Here is an 18,887-nt window from a genome sequence, read left to right on the forward strand (position 1 = left end):
GCTGACCTCCTGCATGCCATGCAGGCGCTCTCCCAGCTGAGCTATAGCCCCACAATGTCGCTTTGAACTGAATCACCGGCTGGGTGCCTGGTGCTTCATTTTCGTTCATCGCTGTGGACGGGGCGCATATTAAAATCGGATTGCAGCACTGTCAAACGAATTCGTGAAAATATCAAAAATTTTTTTCACAGATAACAATCACTTACCGCCCTGCTCTGCTCCCGGCGATTGCCAGGTCCTGTGGCAGCGGGCAAGCCCACTGCCACAGGGGCGTGAGATAAGCCAATCAGGCGATATTCGCCAGCAGCTTTTCCCACTCCTTGTTCTCTTTCTTCGACACGCCGCCCAGCAGTTCCAGCGCCTGGCGCAGACGGTAGCGGGTCAGGTCGGGGCCGAGAATCTCCATGGCATCAAGCACCGACACCGAGCTGGCCTGCCCCGAAATTGCGGCGAACATCAGCGGCATGGCGTCACGCAGCTTCAGCTCCAGGGCCTCGACCACCGCCTGGATGCAGCCGGTAATACGCTCCTTTTCCCACTGCCGCAGGCTTTCGAGCTTCCACAAGATCAACTGCATGACCTGACGCACCTGATCGGGCGACAGTTTCTTGTGCTCGAACAGCTTGGCATCGAGCTTGAGGGCGCCCTCGAAGAAGAACCCGCCCAGTGGCGCGATCTGGCTGAAGGTTTCGACACGACCCTGTACATGCGGTGCGATCTTCATCATGTAGTCGCTGTTGAACGCCCACTTCTGTACGCGCGCCGCAAACTCCTCGACCGGCAGGTCGCGCAGCCACTGACCATTGAGCCAGGACAGCTTCTCGATGTCGAAGATCGGCCCGCCAAGGGAAATACGCGACAGGTCAAAATGCTCGACCATTTCTGCCAGGGAGAACTTCTCGCGCTCGTCCGGCATCGACCAGCCCATGCGCCCCAGGTAGTTGAGCATGGCTTCAGGCATGAAGCCCATACGCTCGTAGAACGTGACCGAGGTCGGGTTCTTGCGCTTGGACAGCTTGGATTTGTCCGGGTTACGCAGCAGCGGCATATAGCACAGCTTGGGTTGCTCCCAGCCAAAATACTCGTAGAGCTTGATCAGCTTCGGCGCCGACGGCAGCCACTCCTCGCCTCGCAAGACGTGGGTGATGCCCATCAGGTGGTCATCGACCACGTTGGCGAGGAAGTACGTCGGCAGGCCATCGTTCTTCATCAGAACCTGCATGTCCATGCGGTCCCACGGAATCTCGACGTCGCCACGCAGCATGTCCGGCACCACACAGATACCTCCGCTCGGCACTTTCATGCGAATCACGTGGGGCTCGCCAGCGGCCAGTCGACGCTGCACTTCCTCGGCGCTCATTTTCAATGCGCGGCCGTCATAGCGCGGTGTTTCGCCACGGGCCATCTGTTCGGCACGCATCTGATCCAGCTCTTCGGCGGTGCAGAAGCAATAGAACGCATGGCCGGCATCGACCAGTTGCTTGGCGTACTTGGCGTAGATCTCGCCGCGCTCGCTCTGGCGGTACGGGCCGTGCGGGCCGCCAACGTCCGGACCTTCATTCCATTCGATACCGAGCCAGCGCAGGGCATCGAAAATCTGCTGTTCCGACTCGCGGGTCGAACGCAACTGATCGGTGTCTTCGATGCGCAGGATGAACTCGCCGCCGTGCTGCTTGGCAAAGCAGTAGTTGAACAGGGCGATGTAGGCAGTGCCGACGTGGGGGTCGCCAGTGGGCGATGGCGCGATACGCGTGCGAACGGTGGTCATGGACAGTCTCGGACGAAAGATGAAACAAAGGCGGGATGTTAGCAGGGTGCGGGCATCGGGCTCCAGCAATGGCGCTATCGTCACTTGTGACGGTGCATTGCCGAGCTGTTAAATTTGCTTACATTTCTGGAACGATAGTCCCTATGCCTGCTCAACTCAAACGCCGCCTGCTGATCTTTCTCACCTTGGTGGTGCTGATCGCCCTCGCCTTTCTCGCCCATTGGTATTTCAAGGGGCGTTTCTACGAAAGCACCGACAATGCCTATGTGCAGGGTGAGATCACTCGCATTTCCAGCCAGCTGGGTGCGCGGGTCGACGAGGTGCTGGTAGAGGACAATCAACACGTCACGCAAGGCGATCTGCTGGTCCGCCTGGAGGTCGCCGACTTCCAGCTGGCGGTCGAGCGTGCCCGCGCGGCACTGGCTACGCGTGAAGCCGAACGCGTCCAGGCGCAAAGCCGACTGACCCAGCAAGACAGCTTGATCGCCGCCGGCCGAGCCCAGGTGGCCGCCAACCAGGCCACCCTTGATCGCTCGCGCCTGGACCTCAATCGTGCCGAAGCCCTGCGCAAACCCGGGTTCGTCTCGGAGGAACGAGTCACCACCCTGTCTGCGGAAAACCACGTCGCCCGCTCCCAAGTCGACAAAGCCCAGGCCGACCTGCAGAGCCAGCGCCAGCAGATCGATGCGTTGACGGCCGAGCTCAAGCGCCTCGATGCGCAAATCGCCAACGCCCGCGCAGACCTGGCACAGGCAGAACTCAACCTTACCCGCTGTGAAATCCACGCCCCCATCAGTGGCACCATCGGCCAGCGCAGCGCACGCAATGGCCAGGTGGTGCAGGCCGGCGCCTATCTGCTATCGATCGTCCCGGACGAAGACATCTGGGTGCAGGCCAACTTCAAGGAAACCCAGATCGGCAACATGCATCGGGGCCTGCGTGCCGAACTGATCTTCGACAGCTATCCCGACACCCCGATCGAAGGCCGTGTCGACAGCCTGTTCGCTGCATCCGGGGCGCAATTCAGCCTGCTGCCTCCAGACAATGCCACCGGCAACTTCACCAAGGTGGTGCAACGCATTCCGGTCAAGCTGACCTTTGCAGCCAATAACCCCTTGCACGGTCGCATTCGCCCAGGCATGTCGGTAACCGCCACCGTCGACCTGCGCAACAGCGCCGATCAGGCAGAGCGCGGCGAAACTCACGATGGCCGGTGACCAACTGCTGCGACCGACTGCGGAGCCTAGCCGGCGCGACTGGATTGCGGTGATGAGCGTGATGCTCGGTGCATTCATGGCCGTGCTGGACATTCAGATCACCAACTCCTCGCTCAAGGATATCCAGGGGGCATTGTCTGCCACCTTGGAAGAGGGCTCGTGGATCTCGACCTCCTATCTCGTGGCGGAAATCATCATGATTCCGCTGACCGCCTGGCTTGTGCAGTTACTATCCGCGAGGCGTCTGGCGGTGTGGGTCTCGCTTGGTTTTCTGGCGTCCTCGCTGTTGTGCTCGATGGCCTGGAACCTGGAAAGCATGATCGTGTTTCGCGCTCTCCAGGGGTTTACCGGCGGCGCACTGATTCCGCTGGCCTTCACCCTGACCCTGATCAAGCTGCCCGAACACCATCGAGCCAAGGGCATGGCGATGTTCGCCATGACCGCGACCTTCGCCCCCTCCATCGGTCCGACCCTGGGCGGTTGGCTCACCGAAAACTGGGGGTGGGAATACATCTTCTACATCAACATCCCGCCGGGGCTGGTGATGATCGCAGGGCTGCTCTACGGGCTGGAGAAGAAAGAGGCGCACTGGGAACTGCTCAAAAGCACCGACTACGCCGGCATCGTCACCCTGGGGGTCGGCCTGGGCTGCCTGCAAGTCTTTCTGGAAGAAGGCCATCGCAAGGACTGGCTGGAGTCGAGCCTTATTGTCGGCCTGGGTACCGTGGCCCTGCTCTGCCTGATCACCTTCGTCATCCTCCAGCTTTCGCGGGCCAACCCCCTGATCAACCTGCGCATTCTCGGCAATCGCAATTTCGGCCTGTCGAGCATCGCCAGCCTGGGCATGGGCGTAGGGCTTTATGGTTCGATCTATCTGCTGCCGCTGTACCTTGCGCAGATACAGGGCTACAACGCCCTGCAGATCGGCGAGGTGATCATGTGGATGGGAATTCCACAGCTGTTCCTGATTCCGCTGGTGCCGCAACTGATGAAGGTGATTGCGCCCAAGTTGCTCTGTGCACTGGGCTTTTGCCTGTTCGGGGCTGCCAGCTTCGGCTCGGGAGTGCTCAACCCGGACTTCGCAGGGCCACAGTTCAACCATATCCAGATCATTCGCGCACTCGGGCAGCCCATGATCATGGTCACCATCTCGCTGATCGCCACGGCTTACATTCAGCCCCAGGATGCGGGCTCCGCTTCGAGCCTGTTCAACATCCTGCGCAACCTGGGCGGCGCCATTGGTATCGCCTTGCTGGCCACCTTGCTGGATGCAAGGACCAAGGTGTATTTCGACTACCTGCGCGAATCAGTGGTGCCAAGCAACCCGCAAGTGGCGGAGCGGCTGGCCCAGTTGGCCGAACGACTGGGCAGTGACAGCGCGGCACTGGGGCGCTTGAGCGAAATCACCCACCAGCAGGCATTGATCATGGCCTACAACGATGCCTTCCATCTGGTAGGGATCGGTTTGGCGGTCAGCATGGTGGCGGTCTTGCTGACACGCAAACTGCCGCAGGGGCTGAAAGCCGGCGAGGCACACTGACCCTGTAACCCGGCCATTTCTGCGCCGACGAGCGCACTCAGCTGGCGATCAGCCGCTCACGCAGTTGCCCGATCTCGTCGCGCAACTGGGCGGCGGCCTCGAACTCCAGGTCGCGCGCCAGCTGGAACATCTTCTCTTCCAGCACTTTGATGCGCTTGGTGATCTCGCCAGGAGTGGCGAGCTCTGCCTCGTAGCGCGCAGCCTCCTCCGCCGCCTTGGCCATGCCCTTGCGCTTCTTGCTGCGCGCACCGGGCACCGTGGCGCCTTCCAGGATATCGGTGATGTCCTTGACCACCCCCTTGGGCACGATGCCATTCGCCTCGTTGAACGCCACCTGCTTGGCCCGACGCCGCTCGGTCTCGTCGATCGCCCGCTGCATGGAGCCTGTCACCTGGTCGGCATAGAGAATCGCCTTGCCGTTGAGGTTGCGCGCAGCGCGGCCAATGGTCTGGATCAGCGAACGCTCCGAACGCAGGAAGCCTTCCTTGTCGGCATCGAGAATGGCCACCAGCGATACCTCCGGCATGTCCAACCCCTCACGCAACAGGTTGATGCCCACCAGTACATCAAAGGTACCCAGACGCAGGTCTCGGATGATCTCCACCCGCTCCACGGTGTCAATGTCCGAGTGCAGGTAGCGCACACGCACATCGTGGTCTGCGAGGTAGTCGGTAAGGTCCTCGGCCATGCGCTTGGTCAGGGTCGTCGCCAGCACCCGTTCCCCCACCGCCACGCGCTTGCCGATTTCCGACAGCAGGTCATCCACCTGAGTGAGGGCTGGACGCACCTCTACCTGAGGATCGACAAGGCCGGTTGGCCGCACCACCTGCTCGACCACACGCCCGGCATGCTCTGCCTCGTAAGGGCCAGGCGTCGCCGAGACGAAGATGGTCTGCGGGCTGACTGACTCCCACTCGTCGAAGCGCATAGGCCGGTTATCCAGCGCCGATGGCAGGCGGAAACCATACTCCACCAGTGTCTCTTTGCGAGAACGGTCGCCCTTGTACATGGCGCCGACCTGAGGAACGCTGACGTGTGACTCATCGATCACCAGCAACGCGTCGGCAGGAAGATAATCGTAGAGCGTCGGCGGCGGGGCGCCAGCCGGGCGACCGGACAGATAGCGCGAGTAGTTTTCGATACCGTTGCAATAACCCAGCTCGAGAATCATCTCCAGGTCGAAGCGCGTACGCTGCTCCAGACGCTGGGCCTCTACCAGCTTGTTGGCCTTGTTGAGGTACTCCAGCCGCTCGCCGAGCTCCTCCTTGATGCCGTCCACCGCCTCGAGCAGGGTCTCGCGCGGGGTCACATAGTGGCTCTTGGGGTAGAAAGTGAAACGCGGCAGCTTGCGGATCACTTCGCCGGTCAAGGGGTCGAAGGCGGCGATGTTCTCCACCTCGTCGTCGAACAGCTCGATACGGATGGCCTCAAGGTCCGATTCGGCCGGAAAGATGTCGATCACATCACCACGCACCCGGAAGGTGGCACGGGCGAAGTCCATCTCGTTGCGGGTGTACTGCAGGTCGGCCAGCCGGCGCAGCAGTGCGCGCTGGTCGAGCTTGTCGCCGCGATCGACGTGCAGAACCATCTTCAGGTAGGTTTCCGGGCTGCCCAGGCCATAGATACACGACACCGTGGTGACGATGATCGCGTCGCGCCGCTCCAGCAATGCCTTGGTCGCCGACAGGCGCATCTGCTCGATGTGGTCGTTGATCGAGGCATCCTTCTCGATGAAGGTGTCCGACGACGGGACGTAGGCTTCCGGCTGGTAGTAGTCGTAGTAGGAGACGAAGTACTCCACCGCGTTGTGCGGGAAGAAAGCCTTGAACTCGCCATACAGCTGGGCAGCCAGCGTCTTGTTCGGCGCCAGCACCATGGTCGGGCGCTGGACCTGTTGAATGACATTGGCGATGCTGAAGGTCTTGCCGGAGCCGGTCACCCCGAGCAGGGTCTGGTGCGACAGGCCCGCTTCGATACCCTCGACCATCAGGCGAATGGCTTCGGGCTGGTCGCCGGCCGGCTGGAATCGGGTGACGAGCTGGAACTCGGACATGACGGACCTCTTGGATGTCGCAGCAACTGTAAATTTAGCCAGTAGTCTATACGCAAAAAGACGCGTCGGGGTGGCCTTTGCCGCCGCAGATGTGAACGCTCATTGCGGTGGACAAGGCAATTCGACCAATGGTCGAAAAATATTTGCGCAAAGCGCCTGAAAACCTGTGCCAGAGTGTCGCAGTGACCGATCGGTATCACTATACTGACTCCCCGTTTGCACCGCTTCAGTGCACTGGGCTGGAGGGTGCATTTCCTATCACTCTCCTATTCAGAGCCAAGGTAACAATGAGCCTGTTTTCCGCTGTCGAGCTGGCACCCCGCGACCCCATCCTGGGCCTCAACGAAGCATTCAACGCTGACCCACGTACCGACAAGGTCAATCTGGGCGTTGGCGTCTATTGCAATGAGGAAGGCCGCATCCCGCTGCTGCGCGCGGTGATCGAAGCCGAAACCCAGCGTGTCGCCCAACATGCCTCCCGCGGCTACCTGCCGATCGACGGCATCGCTGCCTACGACCAGGCCGTACAAAAACTGCTGTTCGGCGCTGAATCTGCACTGCTGGCTGAAGGCCGCGTAGTGACCGTGCAGGCTGTCGGCGGTACCGGCGCCCTCAAGATCGGTGCCGACTTCCTCAAGCGCCTTTCGCCGAACGCGGTAGTCGCCATCAGCGATCCGAGCTGGGAAAACCATCGCGCCCTGTTCGAGACTGCAGGCTTCCCAGTACAGAACTACCGCTATTACGACGCACCGAGCAACGACGTCAACCGTGCCGGCATGCTCGAAGACCTGAACACGCTGCCCTCGGGCTCGATCGTTGTCCTGCACGCCTGCTGCCATAACCCGACCGGTGTCGATCTGTCGCTCGACGACTGGAAGAACGTGCTGGAAGTGGTCAAGGCAAAAGGCCACGTGCCATTCCTCGACATGGCCTACCAGGGCTTCGGCGAAGGCATCGGCGAAGATGCCTTCGCCGTACGCCTGTTCGCCGAGTCGGGCCTGGAGTTCTTTGTCTCCAGCTCGTTCTCCAAATCGTTCTCGCTGTATGGCGAGCGCGTCGGCGCGCTGTCGATCGTCACCGCTTCGAAAGACGAGAGCACGCGCGTGCTGTCGCAGGTCAAGCGCGTGATTCGCACCACCTACTCCAACCCGCCGACTCACGGTGCAACCATCGTCGCCACCGTGCTCAACAGCCCGGAACTGCGTCAGATGTGGGAAGCCGAACTGGGCGAAATGCGTGAACGCATCCACGGCATGCGCAAACAGATGGTCTCGCTCCTGGCCGAGTACGGTGCCAACCGCGACTTCAGCTTCGTCGGTCGCCAAGTCGGCATGTTCTCCTACTCGGGCCTGACTGTGGAACAGGTCGCGCGCCTGAAGAACGACTTCGGCATCTACGCGCTGGACACCGGTCGCATCGCTGTGGCGGCACTGAACCAGAGCAACATCCACGTGGTCACCAAGGCCATCGTCGAAGTGCTGTAACTGCTTGATTTGCCAGGGGGCAGCTTGACTTCCCCTTGGCATTCAGTAAGATACGCGCAGATTCCGCGATAGCTCAGTCGGTAGAGCAAATGACTGTTAATCATTGGGTCCCTGGTTCGAGTCCAGGTCGCGGAGCCAGACACTGAAAAACCTCCAGATGCGCAAGCACTGGAGGTTTTTTGTTTTCCGGGATCAGAAAGATCGTCGCAAGATGCGTTCAGTGGTCGCGCCCGATGGGGTAGAACACCCCGCCACTCCAAACCCCCAACCACTCCTCGCCATCAATCACGCGTGGCACCGCAAGCTCCACTAGTTGGTAGAACACATTGCGGTGGATGAGCGCTTCGAGGTTGCTACGCATCAGCAGGTAAGGCGATGGCTCATGCGTTGTCGGATCGGTCTCTACCCGAATGGGGTGATCAGGACCGGCTTCGACCTGATCCTCGACATTGCTGGTGAAACGCAAGACCTGCTGCTCACCACTGCCCTCCACTTCCAGGCTGACCGCCACGAACGGCGCATCATCGACTCGAATGCCGACCTTTTCCACAGGCGTTACCAGGAAATAGTCATCACCGTCGCGACGAATGATGGTAGAGAACAAGCGCACCATCGGCTTGCGCCCGATCGGCGTCCCCAAGTAGTACCAGGTGCCGTCGCGGGCGATGCGCATGTCGATGTCGCCGCAGAAATCGGGATTCCACAGATGCACGGGAGGCAGCCCCTTGTCCTTGGGTATCTGCGCCAGAAGATCGTTGGCCTTGCCCGTACCTGTCATCACCCGTTCCTTACCGACTCATTCCCAGGAGGCTACGAGCGTACTCGCGCATGGGTGCCGCGAGCAAATCCTGCGGCGTATTGTCGTGGAACGTCAACAAACCGCCACGGCTCTTGATGCGCGCGGTATCGATCAGATAGCGCGTGCTGGTTTCGATCAGCATCATCTGCACCACACCGGTATCCCAACCAAGGCGATCCACTGCCTGCTCGTCGTACCATTCGTCGCCATTACCAATGCGGTCATCGGTGCGAGCGAAACGGGTATAGAGCACGTAATGGGCTCCGACCGAACGCGCCTCGGCTATCGCGTCCTCCAATCCCAACGGCGCCTTGGCGCGACGCACCAGCGGGAAGTACTCGACGAAGCTCTTGAATGCTTCTTCGGCAACGGCGTTCTGCTGCGGCACCGGCCCTTTCCCAGGCGGCACGAAGGCGCCTTGGCCAATGAAGATGAACGAATCAGGCTGCAGCCGAACCGACAGGGTTCGGGCGGTATCGCTGTGATCGAGCAGACCGGCGTCGCTCATCTGATAGCGAACACCTTCGCCCATGTCGCTGACTTTCATGCAGCCGCTCAACGCCATCAGCGCCAGCAGCAAGACCAGGCTACGCATCTTTCCTCCAGTGACCGGTGACGAAAAACCGGCGAATAGCCGCCAGATGCAGCTTTTGCGCCAGCTCAGCCGCCGATCACCTTCATCACTGTCACACCCCCCGAGAACGCCAGCTCCTGCTTGTCCGCCAGAGCCTTGACCAGCAGACGCTGAATCACTGGAAGTGCCTGGTGACGCGGCTTGTCGAGCAGATCGCCGATAAAGTGGCGATTGCTCGAAGACAGGCAGCCATGCAGCCAGCCAGTAGAGGACAGACGCAAGCGCGAGCAGGTCCGGCAAAACGGCACGCTCTCGTTGGCAATCACACCAAAGCAACCTTGGCCAGGAATCTGGTAGCGCAGGGCCGTTGCATCCAAAGCCGCTGGCGCCTGCTGGAAGTGATGATGATCGCCGATCAATGCCAGCAATTGCTCGAGACTGACGAACTGACGCAGGAATGCATTCGAATCAAGTGCCAGGTGACCCATGCGCATCAACTCGATGAAACGCAGTTCATAGCCTCTTGCCAGGCAGTAATTGAGCAGCGGCACTACCTGATCGAGATTGTGCCCGCGCATCGGCACCATGTTGACCTTGATGCGCATACCCGCCGCACTCGCCTCCTCCATGCCCCTCAGCACGCTGGCCAGGTCGCCGCCCCGAGCGATGCTGCGAAATGCGGTTGGGTCGAGGGTATCGAGCGAGACATTGAGCCGGTCGATACCCGCTGCACGCAACATCGCAAGCTTGCGACTGAGCAACTGACCGTTGGTGGTCAAGGCGATATCCTTGAGCCCCAAGCCACCGACAATCTTCAGGAATGGCTCCAGGCGGGGGCTGATCAATGGTTCGCCACCGGTGATGCGCAGACGCTCGATACCTGCGGCATCGACCAGAAGAGCCACCCCGCGCGCCAGTGCATCGGCGGACAGCTCATCCTGCGCCGCCACCAGGCGCTTGCCATCGGGCACACAGTAACTGCACGCATAGTTGCAGGCAGCTGTCAGGCTGACGCGCAGGTTGCGAAAACGCCTGCCTTGACGATCGACGATCATGGGTGACTCCGGCATGAGAAAAGCGAGCCGGCAAAACTTGACTCAAAGATCAGGTTTTTGCAAGCCCTGTCGCCGAAGCAGAAGTGACTGGCGGAGCCTGCCCGTCATGGACAACGCTCCGCAGGGGGTCTTCAGGCGGCCGGTTCCGGGTCGCGCTTGCGCTTGTTGCCCATGCGCACGCCGATGTCCATCAGGAACTGGAAGAAACCTTCCTGATCCTCGAGAACGTTGCTCCAGAACGGCGAGTGATACAGCGCTACGGCGCCATGCACCAACGCCCAGGCAGCGCAGTAGTGGAAGTATGGCGGCACATCCTCGAGCTTACCTTCACTGATACGGCCCTTGATCAGCTGGGTCAGGCGCTCGAAATTGGAGGCGCGAATACGGTGCAGTTCCTCGACCATCTCCGGCACCTGGTTACCCTTGACCACCTTCTCCTCGAGACGGTCGAACAAGCGGTAGCGCTGGGGATCGCGCATGCGGAACTCGAAGTAGGCTCGCGAAAGGGCTTCCTTGTCGCGATCGACGTCGTCCGAATGCAACAGCGCGTTCAAATCACGCTCGTAGTCGAGCATCAGGCGCAGGTAGATCTCCGCCTTGGACTTGAAGTGCTTGTAGATCGTGCCTTTGCCGATACCGACCGCGTCGGCGATCATCTCGACGGTGACACTGTCTTCACCCTGTTCGAGAAACAGCTTGAGCGCCGTGTCGAGGATTTCTTGCTCGCGGCGACGAAACTCACGGACCTTACGAGGTTCTTTCTGCATAAGAAGGACTGGATGACAATCGAAGCGGATTATTATGCCTAACTTGCAGCAAATTGCACGGATCATCCAACCATATCTGTGTTTCATGATGAGTTCGAGTGCAAACCGGGTCTGTCCGGCCTGAATCCCATGGATGCGTCCGTTACCCCACGCACGGCTGTCGCTCGTCTACAGCCGAAGCGGCGGAGCTCGCCAGACTCACCAGGCTCATCGAACGTTGTACGCCGCCGGGAAGCAGCGCACGATCTACACACTCTCCAGACTTTTCACCGCACATCTATACAGATAGATACCTAATAGCAGCAAACTCATCCGATTTCTGCTGGCTGCCATACCCTGATGGCCCATTGATTGTCAGGTGTATTCCAAATCTGTTTAAAAAACGACCAACTGACGCTGGCAGTGCGAGGATACTCGCCAATACTTGAAGTGTTGGCGCGGCGCATCCCCCCAAGTGGCGCGCCGATAAAGGTGCCCAGGGACCGCGTACCTTTGTTTTACTCCTAATGGTCTTAACCCGGATTCCTCCCCCAGAATCCGGGTTTTTTTTGCCCGCCTTGCTTTAGCTTCAGGCGACGCGTGCCAAGGGGAACAGGCACTTGAAGTTGGCGGTCGTCTGCTCGGCCAACTGCGCGTAGCTCACCCCTCGCAACGATGCGACGTACTCGGCGACTTCACGCACGTACTGCGGCAGGTTCGGCTTGCCGCGATACGGGATGGGCGCCAGGTATGGCGAGTCGGTCTCTACCAGCAGCCGGTCGACAGGCACCTGGCGTGCGACCTCGCGCAGGGCTTCGGCATTGCGGAAGGTGACGATTCCGGAGAGCGAGATGTAGTACCCCAGATCGAGTGCAGCCTTGGCCATGTCCCAGTCTTCTGTAAAGCAGTGCAACACGCCCGCCTGCGGCAGACTGGCCTCGCGCAGCAGCGCCAGGGTGTCGGCCCGCGCCGCACGGGTGTGAACGATCACCGGCTTGCCTGTCTGCCGAGACGCCTCCAGGTGCAGGCGGAAAGACGCCTGCTGCAACTCGGCGGCCTCAGGCTCGTAGTGATAGTCCAATCCGGTTTCGCCAATTGCCACCACGTGCGGGTGAGCCAGCTCGCGCAACAACCATTCCAGCGCCGGCGTCTCCCCCGGGGCCAGATCGAGCGGGTGCACGCCTACCGAACAGTCGACGTCGGCGTACTGCTCGCTCAGGGCCTTTACCGCCCCGGCGTTCTCGGCGCTTACGCCGATGCACAGAAAATGCCCGACCCCACGCTCGCGGGCCGCCTGCAGGGCGGCGTCGAGCGAGCCCGCATGGGCGCTCAGGTCAAGTCGGTCGAGGTGGCAATGGGAATCTACGAGCATGGAATGAGAGCACACATGAAAATGAACGATGGGGAATCAGCGCGTGGCCAGCATCTGCAGCCAATGGGCCAACAGGGCTTCGAGCAGCAGCACGCGATTGAGGTTGGCCTTGCCCTGCACTTTCTGGCGCTGCTCGAGAATCCAGGCCTGGACCTCGAGCACCCTGCCCTGCCGGCTCTTCTGCGCAAGGTATTGTATGACCTTGCGCATGTCGGCCAAGCCTAGCCCGTCTTCGTCCTGGGTCAACTGGTAGCGCAGGATCAGGTGCGACCAGTCGCAGAACCAGTCGAACAGCAACAGCAGCGGCACGTTGTTCCAGGCCTCGGCCAACTGGCTGGGCGATTGCTGCTGCTTGATCAACTTCTTCACCCCCTCGGTGACCAGTGCCCGTTGCTCGCGCACACCCTGGGACTGCAAGCTGACAGCCATCAGTGGAGACCCTGCCGCCAGGGTCAGCAGTTCGTCACGCTCGACCTGATCGAGCTCCGGTAGCGCCGTCGCCAGCCAGGCCTGACTCTGCGCAAGCGTCGGCTGCGCACAGGCGACTTGCTGGCAACGGCTCTTGATCGTTGGCAACAAACGGCTGGGCTGATGGCTCACCAGCAGCAGCACGGTATCGCCCGAAGGCTCTTCGAGACTCTTGAGCAAAGCGTTGGAGGCGTTGACGTTCATCGCTTCGACCGGCTCGATCAGTACCACCTTGCGCCCGCCCAGCTGCGCAGTCTGCACCACGAACGAAACCAGATCCCGCACCTGGTCGACCTTGATGGGCTTGTCGGCCTCTTCGGGTTCCAGCACGAAGTTATCGGGGTGGCTGCCAGCCTTGAGCAACAGGCACGACTTGCATTGCCCGCAGGCATCCACCCCTTGCGGCTGCTGGCACAACAGGCGAGCCATCAGGCGTTCGGCCATGGCGCGCTTGCCGATACCCTGCGGCCCGTGCAACAGGTAGGCATGGGCATGCTGGCTGCGCCCGGCCAACTGCTGCCAGAGCGCTTGCTGCCAGGGGTAGGCCTCAGCCACGGCAACGCTCCAGGATACCTGGCAGCAATGCGTCGATGGCGCGCTGCACCGCCTCAAGCGGCTGCCCGGCATCCAGCAGGCTGTAGCGCTGCGGCGCTTGGCCTGCGCGCTGCAGATAAGCCTGACGCACCGACTCGAAGAATGCCTGGCCCTCCTGCTCGAAGCGGTCCAGGCAACCGCGGGCGGCAGCACGGGCAAGACCGACTTCTACTGGCAGATCGAAGACCAGGGTCAGGTCCGGGCGCAGCGTGCCCTGAACGAAGTCTTCCAGCACCGCGATGCGCTCCACGGGCAAGCCACGCCCCCCGCCCTGATAGGCGTAGGTGGCGTCGGTGAAACGGTCGCAGAGCACCACGGCGCCCCGCGCCAGTGCTGGGCGAATGACCTCGGCCAAGTGCTGGGCGCGCGCAGCGAACATCAACAGGAGCTCGGTGTCGACCGCCATGGTTTCGTCGCTGGGAGCGAGGAGCAACTCGCGGATACGCTCGGCCAACGGCGTACCACCAGGCTCACGGGTCATGACCACATCCACGCCCTGCTCACGCAGGCGCGCGGCCAGGTACTCGCGATTGGTGCTCTTGCCCGCGCCTTCGGGGCCTTCCAGAGTGATGAACAAACCGCTCACGGGCATTCCTTACTGTTTTTCGGTGGGCGCCGGCGCTTGTGCGGGCGCGGGCTCTTCGGCGGACTGGGTTGGCGCGCCTTCAAGGGCTTCGCCGGACCGAGGCGCGGCTTCAGTTGGCGGCTCGGCGTCCGGTGCCTGATCGGCCGTGCCCTGCGGGGCTTGTGGCGCCGGACTGGAACGGTAGTCGGCGCGGCGCTTGAGCTGATATTCGCGCACAGCCGTATTGTGGTCGTCCAGGTCATCGGAGAAGACGTGGCTGCCATCGCCACGCGCGACGAAATACAGGCTGGTACCGTCTGACGGATTCAGCGCGGCGTGAATCGCTTCGCGTCCGACCATGGCGATCGGTGTCGGCGGCAGGCCGGTCATGGTGTATGTGTTGTAGGGTGTCGGTGCACGCAGGTCGGCACGCGTGATCTTGCCGTTATAGCGCTCACCCATGCCGTAGATAACCGTAGGATCGGTCTGCAGCATCATGCCCAAGCGAAGGCGGCGCACAAATACGCCTGCGATCTGCCCTCGCTCCTGAGGAATACCGGTTTCCTTCTCCACCAGCGAGGCCATGATCAGCGCCTGGTAGGGATCACGGTATGGCAAATCGGTCACCCGATCCGCCCACTCCTTGGCCAGCACCTCCTCAAGGCGCATGTAGGCTTGCTGCAACAGTTCGACATCAGTCATGCCGCGCACGAAGCGATAGGTGTCCGGGAAGAAACGCCCCTCAGGGAAAACACCGGTATGCCCAAGCTTGTCCATCACTTCAGTGTCGGAGAGCCCGTCGAGGGTGTGCTTGATCTTTTCATGCCTGGCCACGGCCGTGCGCACCTGGCGGAAGGTCCACCCCTCGACCAGGGTGAGGTTGTACTGCACCACATCGCCACGGCGCCAGGCGTCGAACAGGGCTTCGACGGTCATTCCGGGCGTCAGGCGGTACTCACCCGTATGCAGTGCGGTGCCAGCCATGTTGAAACGCCAGTAAAGACGCAACCAGAAGGCATCGTCGAGCAGCCCCTCGCTCTGCATGCGGTAGAACATGCGGTTGGGGTTGGTGCCATTGGGCACATCGAGCAGGCGCTCTTCGGTGACATGCAGCGGCTGCTCCAGGACCGAGTTAACCTTCCAGGCCGACCAGCCTACGGCCAGGCCGGCAAGGATCAGGCCCATTTCCAGCAGCAGCAGGATTTTGCGTCTCACGAATCAGGTATCCAGTAACGTACGGGCAACGGCCTGCAGTTTACGGGTGAGCGGCCCGGCCGGCCAGTCGAGGTTGAGCGCTGCGAACGTACGCACGGGCCAAATTCCATACACGCTGTTGCAGACGAACACCTCGTCGGCCGCCTCCAGATCGGCTTGCACAAGGTCGCCGGTCCGGACTTCGATACCCAGCGCCGGTGCTTCGTCCAGCAGCGCAGCGCGCATGACGCCTGCCACGCCGCAGCGGCTCAGGTCGGCAGTCAGCAGCACGCCGTCGCGGACCAGGAACAGATTACTGTAGACCCCTTCGATCAGGTGCCCCTGCACGTCACGCATCAGACCCTCGGCACAGGCAGAGTCTTGCCATTCGGCGCGAGCCATTACCTGCTCCAGGCGATTGAGGTGCTTGAGCCCGGCCAGCAGCGGTTGCTGCGCAAGACGGGTCTGGCAGTCGAACAGCCCGATGCCTTGCTCCGCGTTGCCCGCAGGATAAGCTGGCCTTGGACCACCCTGGAGAATACGTCGGGCCAAGGCCCCGGAGGCGGGCGCATAGCCGCGCTGGCTATCACCACGAGTGACGATCAGTTTGGCTACGCCTTCACCGAGCTGACTGGCGTAGCGCAGCAACTCGTCGTGAACAAGCGCAAGATCGATATCGATTGCCAGCCGCTGGCAACCCAGCGCGAGACGTTCAAGATGTCGCGACAGCAGGCTGGGCCTGCCGCCGCGCACGGCGATAGTCTCGAACAGACCATCGCCATAGGCCAGGCCGCGGTTCTGCAGGTTGACTGCAGTCGCCGGCTGACCGTCGATCCAGCTGTGCATCAATCGGCGAACCGGCGGAATACCAGCGAACCGTTGGTACCGCCAAAGCCGAAGGAGTTGGAGAGCACGACATCGATCGGCATGCTGCGCGCCTGGTGCGGCACGAAGTCCAGATCGCAACCTTCGTCGGGCTCGTCCAGGTTGATGGTCGGCGGCGCCATCTGGCTGTTGATCGCCAACACGCTGAAGATCGCTTCTACCGCACCGGCAGCCCCCAGCAGATGGCCGGTCATCGACTTGGTCGAGCTGACGGCCAGCTTGTAGGCGTGCTCGCCGAAGACACGCTTGATGGCCGCCACTTCGGCGATATCGCCAGCAGGAGTCGAGGTGCCGTGGGCGTTGATGTAGCTGACCTCTTCAGGCTTCACACCCGCATCACGCAGGGCGTTGACCATGCAGCGTGCAGCGCCGTCGCCGGTATCCGGTGGCGATGTCATGTGGAACGCGTCGCCGCTCATGCCGAAACCGACCAGCTCGGCATAGATCGTCGCGCCACGTGCCTTGGCATGTTCGAGCTCCTCCAGCACCAGGGCGCCGGCACCATCGGACAACACAAAGCCATCACGCCCCTTGTCCCACGGACGGCTGGCACGGGACGGCTCGTCATTGCGAGTCGAAAGCGCCCGCGAGGCGCCGAAACCGCCCATGCCCAAGCCGCACGCCGCCATTTCCGCACCGCCGGCGATCATCACGTCGGCCTCGCCATAGGCGATATTGCGCGCAGCCATGCCGATACAGTGGGTACCGGTGGTGCACGCAGTGGAAATAGCGTAGTTGGGCCCCTGCAGCCCAAGGTGGATCGACAGGAAGCCGGAGATCATGTTGATGATCGAGCCGGGGACGAAGAATGGCGAAATCCGGCGCGGCCCTTGCTCATGCAGGGTTCGGCTGGTGTCTTCGATATTGGTCAAGCCACCGATGCCCGACCCCATGGCCACGCCGATACGCTCGCGGTTGGCGTCGGTCACTTCCAGGCCAGCATTGCGCACCGCCTGGAAACCGGCCGCCAGACCGTACTGGATGAACAGGTCAAGCTTGCGAGCTTCCTTGGCCGACAGGTACTGCTCGACCTCAAAGCCCTTCACCGAGCCGCCAAAACGGGTGGAGTAGGCACTTAGGTCCGTGTGTTCGATCGGACCGATGCCACTGCGGCCAGCCAGAATGCCCTGCCAGGTGCTTGGTACATCAGTACCCAGTGGCGACAGCATACCCATACCGGTGACCACGACGCGTCTACGCGACACAGCACTCTCCTTTTCTAATAACAGAGTCTCTTGCGATTGCATTCAGCATGGCCGAATGAAATGGCAACAGGCTCTCGATTGCCCGGTGAATGACGCCAATGGCTCGCAAAGAAAAAACCGCACGCCGGCAAAGGCAGTGCGGTTTTTCCCGACAAGAAGCGTCGACTGGAACGTCTTAGGCCTTGTGGCTGTTGACGTAGTCGATTGCAGCTTGAACGGTAGTGATCTTCTCGGCTTCTTCGTCAGGGATTTCGGTCTCGAATTCCTCTTCCAGAGCCATCACCAGCTCAACGGTGTCAAGCGAATCGGCACCCAGGTCATCAACGAAGGAAGATTCGTTCTTGACTTCCTCTTCCTTGACGCCCAGTTGCTCGGCGACGATTTTCTTGACGCGTTCTTCGATGGTGCTCATACCTAGTTTTCACTCCTAATGGACATATGTCATGCAGCTGGCCGGTGACCAAGTTTATAGGAAGACGCCTGCTTTTCAAGCGTAACGCGCCTTCACGAGAGACACCCGGCCTGCCACCTGGAATCTGGTTGCAGCTTTATAACGGATTTTAGGCTTGCAGTATGACTGTTTTTTTAAGCAATCCGTCACATTGAGTTGCTGATGTTACATGTACATCCCGCCGTTCACCGGCACGGTAGCGCCTGTGACATAGGCTGCGCCGTCGGATGCCAGGAAGGAAACCACTTTCGCGATCTCCTCGGCCTGACCCAGGCGGCCCAGCGGAATCTGGGTCTGCAGCGCTTCACGCTGCGCTTCGGGCAGCTCGCGGGTCATGTCGGTATCGATGAAGCCCGGGGTGACCGAGTTTACAGTGATACCGCGCGAGCCCACTTCACGCGCCAGGGCTCGACTGAAACCTTCGAGGCCCGCCTTGGCAGCGGCGTAGTTGGCCTGGCCGGCGTTACCCATGGCCCCGACAACCGAACCGATGCTGATGATACGACCCCAGCGCGCCTTGGTCATGCCGCGCAGCACGCCCTTGGACAGACGGTAGAGGCTGTTGAGGTTGGTGTCGATGACATCGAACCATTCTTCATCTTTCATGCGCAGCATCAGGTTGTCGCGGGTGATGCCGGCATTGTTGACCAGGATCGCCGGAGCACCGAACTGCTCGGTGATCGCTGCCAGCACGGCACTCACGGACTCTTCGCTGGTGACATTGAGCTCAAGACCGGTACCGGTGATACCGTGCTCCTTGAGGGTCTCGGCGATACGCTGGGCACCCGAAGCGGAAGTGGCGGTACCGATTACGGTAGCGCCCTGGCGGCCCAGTTCCAGGGCGATGGCCTGGCCGATACCACGGCTGGCGCCGGTGACCAGTGCAACTTTACCTTGCAGGCTCATGCAAGTTTCTC

The 18,887-nt window shown here is 61.2% G+C and carries 18 protein-coding genes and 1 tRNA gene; 5 read left to right on the forward strand and 14 right to left on the reverse strand.

Annotation, left to right across the window (positions count from 1 at the left end; all coding sequences use genetic code 11):
* Positions 1-286: 286 nt before the first annotated feature.
* Positions 287-1,768: a glutamate--tRNA ligase gene (gene gltX, locus IAE40_RS23435; protein WP_200603947.1), complete on the reverse strand. Its 1,482-nt coding sequence runs from the start codon at positions 1,766-1,768 to the stop codon at positions 287-289.
* Between the two features lie 143 nt (positions 1,769-1,911).
* Here gltX and IAE40_RS23440 point away from each other — a divergent pair, with 143 nt between their 5' ends.
* Complete coding sequence (locus tag IAE40_RS23440; RefSeq protein ID WP_054893087.1) at positions 1,912-2,985, forward strand: HlyD family secretion protein; 1,074 nt, start codon at positions 1,912-1,914, stop codon at positions 2,983-2,985.
* Between the two features lie 49 nt (positions 2,986-3,034).
* On the forward strand, positions 3,035-4,525 hold the full coding sequence (locus IAE40_RS23445; RefSeq protein WP_176717847.1) for an MDR family MFS transporter: 1,491 nt from the start codon (positions 3,035-3,037) through the stop codon (positions 4,523-4,525).
* Between the two features lie 37 nt (positions 4,526-4,562).
* Here IAE40_RS23445 and uvrB read toward each other — a convergent pair whose 3' ends face one another.
* Positions 4,563-6,578 (reverse strand): excinuclease ABC subunit UvrB, encoded by a 2,016-nt coding sequence (uvrB, locus tag IAE40_RS23450; RefSeq protein WP_054893085.1) that lies wholly within the window; start codon positions 6,576-6,578, stop codon positions 4,563-4,565.
* On the opposite strand from uvrB, the gene IAE40_RS23455 reads away from it, so the two are divergent.
* The 3 genes from IAE40_RS23455 to IAE40_RS23465 all read left to right on the forward strand — a co-directional run bounded on the left by IAE40_RS23455 (position 6,577) and on the right by IAE40_RS23465 (position 8,200).
* Positions 6,577-6,738: a hypothetical protein gene (locus tag IAE40_RS23455; RefSeq protein WP_155738200.1), complete on the forward strand. Its 162-nt coding sequence runs from the start codon at positions 6,577-6,579 to the stop codon at positions 6,736-6,738. The genes uvrB and IAE40_RS23455 overlap by 2 nt on opposite strands.
* 127 nt (positions 6,739-6,865) lie before the next feature.
* Positions 6,866-8,062: an amino acid aminotransferase gene (locus IAE40_RS23460; RefSeq protein WP_063543843.1), complete on the forward strand. Its 1,197-nt coding sequence runs from the start codon at positions 6,866-6,868 to the stop codon at positions 8,060-8,062.
* Positions 8,063-8,124: 62 nt separating this feature from the next.
* Positions 8,125-8,200 (forward strand) — tRNA-Asn (locus IAE40_RS23465).
* 79 nt (positions 8,201-8,279) lie between these two features.
* On the opposite strand, the gene IAE40_RS23470 is transcribed toward IAE40_RS23465, so the two are convergent.
* The 12 genes from IAE40_RS23470 to fabG all read right to left on the reverse strand — a co-directional run bounded on the left by IAE40_RS23470 (position 8,280) and on the right by fabG (position 18,876).
* On the reverse strand, positions 8,280-8,840 hold the full coding sequence (locus IAE40_RS23470) for a DUF1285 domain-containing protein (protein ID WP_112897758.1): 561 nt from the start codon (positions 8,838-8,840) through the stop codon (positions 8,280-8,282).
* A gap of 10 nt (positions 8,841-8,850) precedes the next feature.
* Positions 8,851-9,456 (reverse strand): DUF4823 domain-containing protein, encoded by a 606-nt coding sequence (locus tag IAE40_RS23475; protein ID WP_197889843.1) that lies wholly within the window; start codon positions 9,454-9,456, stop codon positions 8,851-8,853.
* A gap of 65 nt (positions 9,457-9,521) precedes the next feature.
* On the reverse strand, positions 9,522-10,490 hold the full coding sequence (locus IAE40_RS23480) for a GTP 3',8-cyclase MoaA (RefSeq protein ID WP_200603948.1): 969 nt from the start codon (positions 10,488-10,490) through the stop codon (positions 9,522-9,524).
* 131 nt (positions 10,491-10,621) lie between these two features.
* Positions 10,622-11,257, reverse strand: a complete 636-nt coding sequence (locus IAE40_RS23485) for a TetR/AcrR family transcriptional regulator (protein WP_065861191.1) — start codon at positions 11,255-11,257, stop codon at positions 10,622-10,624.
* 568 nt (positions 11,258-11,825) lie between these two features.
* Positions 11,826-12,608, reverse strand: coding sequence for a TatD family hydrolase (locus IAE40_RS23490; RefSeq protein ID WP_200603949.1), 783 nt, complete (start codon positions 12,606-12,608; stop codon positions 11,826-11,828).
* Positions 12,609-12,644: 36 nt separating this feature from the next.
* Complete coding sequence (locus IAE40_RS23495) at positions 12,645-13,631, reverse strand: DNA polymerase III subunit delta' (RefSeq protein WP_197889845.1); 987 nt, start codon at positions 13,629-13,631, stop codon at positions 12,645-12,647.
* Positions 13,624-14,256: a dTMP kinase gene (gene tmk, locus IAE40_RS23500; RefSeq protein ID WP_200603950.1), complete on the reverse strand. Its 633-nt coding sequence runs from the start codon at positions 14,254-14,256 to the stop codon at positions 13,624-13,626. The genes IAE40_RS23495 and tmk overlap by 8 nt, the downstream gene beginning before the upstream one ends.
* A gap of 9 nt (positions 14,257-14,265) precedes the next feature.
* The gene (gene mltG, locus IAE40_RS23505) at positions 14,266-15,450 is read right to left on the reverse strand and encodes an endolytic transglycosylase MltG (RefSeq protein WP_197889847.1); all 1,185 of its coding nucleotides are present in this window, start codon (positions 15,448-15,450) and stop codon (positions 14,266-14,268) included.
* A gap of 3 nt (positions 15,451-15,453) precedes the next feature.
* Complete coding sequence (pabC, locus tag IAE40_RS23510) at positions 15,454-16,275, reverse strand: aminodeoxychorismate lyase (RefSeq protein ID WP_200603951.1); 822 nt, start codon at positions 16,273-16,275, stop codon at positions 15,454-15,456.
* Positions 16,275-17,519, reverse strand: a complete 1,245-nt coding sequence (gene fabF / locus IAE40_RS23515; RefSeq protein ID WP_054893074.1) for a beta-ketoacyl-ACP synthase II — start codon at positions 17,517-17,519, stop codon at positions 16,275-16,277. The genes pabC and fabF overlap by 1 nt, the downstream gene beginning before the upstream one ends.
* Before the next feature lie 175 nt (positions 17,520-17,694).
* Positions 17,695-17,931 (reverse strand): acyl carrier protein, encoded by a 237-nt coding sequence (gene acpP, locus IAE40_RS23520; protein ID WP_054893073.1) that lies wholly within the window; start codon positions 17,929-17,931, stop codon positions 17,695-17,697.
* Between the two features lie 204 nt (positions 17,932-18,135).
* A complete protein-coding gene (gene fabG, locus IAE40_RS23525; RefSeq protein WP_054925392.1) occupies positions 18,136-18,876 on the reverse strand; it encodes a 3-oxoacyl-ACP reductase FabG in 741 nt (246 codons plus the stop codon).
* Positions 18,877-18,887: the final 11 nt, after the last annotated feature.

It is taken from the genome of Pseudomonas sp. S44 (genome assembly GCF_016624805.1).
Classification (GTDB): Bacteria; Pseudomonadota; Gammaproteobacteria; order Pseudomonadales; family Pseudomonadaceae; genus Aquipseudomonas; species Aquipseudomonas machongensis.